1 pseudogene is annotated in these 4,196 nt (G+C 40.3%); it reads right to left on the reverse strand.

Annotated elements, in window-relative coordinates:
* Nucleotides 1-4,196, reverse strand: a pseudogene (locus FNZ60_RS08865) (hypothetical protein); the annotation flags it as partial.

Below are 4,196 nucleotides of genomic sequence, written 5' to 3' on the forward strand. Positions count from 1 at the left end.
GGTCGCAAGCGTCTGATTCAGATCATAAATCTGACCGCCTGTAACTGCATCCGTCGAATCTTTCTTAATATCTCCGGCTGCAAGCGATGTGATTTTGCTATTAGTCTTTTCTCCTTCTTGGCCATGCGAAGCTACAAAGGCATCTTTCTCATTGCTCCACAACAAAGCATCACCTTGGACTGTATCTTTGAGGTTATCTAATTTCTCATTAAAATTATTAACGACATTCTGAACATTCTTATTCACATTCGTGAAATTCATATCAATGCCCGCAAAAGCTGCCCCTACATCGGCATAGTCTTTTGGATCACCTGTCGTACCATCTTCGTTGTAGGTTTTAAGTGTGAATTTCGGAAAGATCCAAGTGCCATTCTCATAGCTAGCGTCACCACCTAAAGTCTTTGCAACACTGCTACCTAAACTGTAAAGCTGTGAACCATTGACCGCATCGCTCGATTTCTCAGAAATATCTCCAGCGGCTAACGACATAATCTTGCTGGCTGTTTTATCTTCTCCATGCGAAGCTACAAACGCGCCTTTAGTCTTATCCCACAACAAAGCATCATCTTGGACTGAATCTTTGATGTTATCCACTTTCTCATTAAAGTTATTAACAATGTTTGTGAAATTCTTATCAATTCCTTCAAAAGCTTTCGCAACACTATGATGTTCCTCTGGATCTCCTACAGTACCATCGTCGTTGTACGTTTTGACCTTAAAGGTTGGTTTCTTCCATTGACCTTCATCATTATAACCTGCGTTAACATCTAAATACTTTGCAAACTGGTCTTGCAACGAATAAATCTGACCACCTGTTATCGCTTCTGTGGAATCTTGCGTAATATCTCCGGCAGCAAGGAATTTGATCTTACTGTTTGTCTTGCTATTTTTTTCTCCATGCAAGGCTACAAAGGCACCAGCTTTTTCATTCCACAACAAGGCATCACCTTGGACAGATTCCGTAATGTTATCCACTTTCTTATTAAAATTATTAACAACGTTCGTGAAAGAATTGCCTACACCTTTAAAGGCATCTGATACACTGTCATAGCTTGTCTCTTCAATTTCATTCGTTTTTGAATTGAAAGCTTGAACTGTGAATTTTGATTGGCTCAATTGACCATTTTCAAAGCCAATACCGCCACCTAAAATCTTCGATAAATCATCAGTGAGCGTATGAACCTGACCACCCGTTACTGCTTCTGTCGAATCTTTTGCAATCTTACCCGCTGACACATCTAAAAGAATCCGTGCTGTACCATCACTGTTGGCAAAACTAACTTTCGTTCCATTCGTTTCACCTCCAACAGAGATAACATGCGTTCCTTTATCCTGCTTAACAAGACTATCACCTACAACTTGCTCAATCTGCTTATTCACTTCATTGTGAATATTCGTGAAAGAACTGTTTACAAGATCAAAAGCTTCTGAAACGCTGTGACGTTCTTCTGAAACTTCCTTTCCATCGTCACTGTAGGTTTTTACTGTAAAGGTTGGTGCTGTCCATGCGCCATCCTTATATTCAGCGCCTCCACCAAAATACTTCGCTAACGTCTCATTCAAAGAATAAATCTGTCCACCTGTAACCGCATCACTCGACGCTTTCGCAATATCTCCGGCTGCAAGTGACGTGATCTTGCTGTTTGTCTTGTCACCATTTTCCGTTTTATGCTGAGCGACAAAGGCACCTTCATTCTTGCTCCATAATAAAGAATCTTGGGCAACGCCTTCTGAGACTTCCTTAATGCGAGCATTCACATTCTTGATATTATCATCAAGTCCTTTAAAGGCTGTTGCAACACCTTCATACAATTCATCTTTGACCTCACCTTCTTTTGAAACCTTCGATAAATCATACTTTGGTTTTGTAAAGCTTTCGCCATCAAAGGATACATCTCCACCTAAAATATTTGATAAATCATCAGTGATTATATGAAGCTGACCACCTGTTATTGCTTCTGTGGAATCTTTCGTAATATCTCCGGCAGCAAGGAATTTAATTTTGCTTGCTTTTCTACCATCACCTTCCCCATGCTGCGCGATAAAGGCATCATCATCCTTGCTCCATGATAAAGAATCTTGTGCAACGCCTTCTGAGACTTCCTTAATGCGATTGTTTACATTCTTAATATTATCATCAAGTCCTTTAAAGGCTGTTTCAACTCCTTCATACGATTTATTTGTGACCTCACCTTCTGTAGAAACCTTAGATAAATCATAGGTAGGACCTGTAAAAGTTCCTTCGGAACTAAATGATGCGTTTCCACCTAATGCACCTGTAATACCGGAAACAATCGTTTTAATCTGACCTCCCGTAACAGCATCACTCGAACCTGTCACAATAGAACCATCAGCAAGTGATGTGATTTTACTGTTTTCCTTTTTACCGTCTTCCGTTTTATGCTGCGCGACAAAGGCATCACCTCCCCATAATAAAGCATCACCTTGAACGGATTCCGTGATGTTCGTGACTTGTTCCGTAAAGTCATTAACGACATTTGTGAAATTGGATTCAATGCCTGCAAACGCATCCGCAACATTATTATAAGTCTTGCTACCATCTTCTTTACCATCTTTAAAGATTTTAAGCGTGAAGCTTGGTGCCGTCCATGTGCCATTTTCATACTTAGCTTCACCACCAAAAGACTTTGCAACATCATTCCCTAAAGCATAAAGTTGAGAGCCATTCACTGCATCTGTAGAGTCTTTCGTAATATTACCACTGGCTACATTATGCAAGGCAACTGGACCTTCCTTCGGATCTCCAAATGTGACACTCTTTCCCTTCCTACTTTGTGTTAGTGATCTTTGAAATGGATCGGAAGCAACTTCTGAATCTTCGTCATCATTATCATAAAAGACAGCTGTAGAATTAACCTTGTTAATCTCTTCAATACGAGCATCTCTTTCCTCATCAAGCTGTTTTTTGTTAACAGCTTCATTATCATTAACCGCATCCTTCACACCAGAAATCGTACGCGCATCTTTGTTTTTATTGGCTATATTAATTTCACTGCCTTCGGTTGTTTCTCCGCCAATATTAATATGTTTTGTCTCTTTATCTTGCTTAATAAGACTGCCACCCTTCACATTATTAATTTGGTTGTTAACCTCATTTTTAATATTCGTGAAAGAATTACCAACACCTGCAAAGGCTTCTGCTACGCTCCCATATTCCTTTTCTTCTGATGTACCATCGTCTTTAAGGTGTATAACCTTAAAACTTGGTGCTTTCCATTCGCCATTCTCGTACTTAGCGCCACCGCCAAAATACTCCGCAAGCGTCTGATTCAATGAATAAAGCTGTGAACCATTGATCGCATCGCTCGATTGGTCTGAAATATCTCCGGCAGCAAGGAATTTGATCTTGCTGTTTTGCTTTTTACCTTCTTCCCCATGCTGAGCGACAAAAGCACCTTCATCCTTGCTCCAATTTAAAGAATCTTGTGCAACGCCCTCTGAGACTTCCTTAATACGAGCATTTACAGTCTTGATATTATCATCAAGTCCTTCAAAGGCTTTTTCAACACCGTCATACGATTTATCGGTTACCTCTCCTTCTTTAGAAACTGTCGATAAGCCATAGGTAGGTCCTTTAAATGTACCATCAGAACTCAATGATGCATTGCCACCTAATGCACCTATAAAACCAGAAACAATCGTATTAATCTGACCACCCGTAACAGCATCACTCGAACCTGCCACAATAGAACCATCAGCAAGAGACGTAATCTTGCTATTTATCTTGCTATCTTTTTCTCCATGCTGGGCGATAAAAGCATTATTCTCATTGCTCCATAACAAGGCATCGCCGCGAACTTCTTTATTGATATTGTCTAACTTGTCATTAAAATCATCAAAAACACTGTTTAAATGCTTGTTCACATTGATGATGTTTGTATCAATACCAGCAAAAGCTGATCCTACATCGGTATAGTCTTTTGAAACACCTAATGTGCCATCTTCGTTGTAGCTTTTAAGCGTGAATTTTGGAGAGGTCCAAGTCCCATTCTCATAGCTAGCGTCACCACCTAAAGACTTCGCAACACCGCTCCCTAGAGTATAAAGCTGTGAACCATTAACCGCATCACTCGAACCAGCTACAATAGAACCATCCGCAAGTGACATGATCTTGCTATTGGCTTTTGCTTCATCTTTACCATGCGAAGCGACAAAGGCGCCTTCACCCTTATCCC

The sequence above is a fragment of the Bartonella massiliensis genome (assembly GCF_902150025.1).
GTDB lineage: Bacteria > Pseudomonadota > Alphaproteobacteria > Rhizobiales > Rhizobiaceae > Bartonella > Bartonella massiliensis.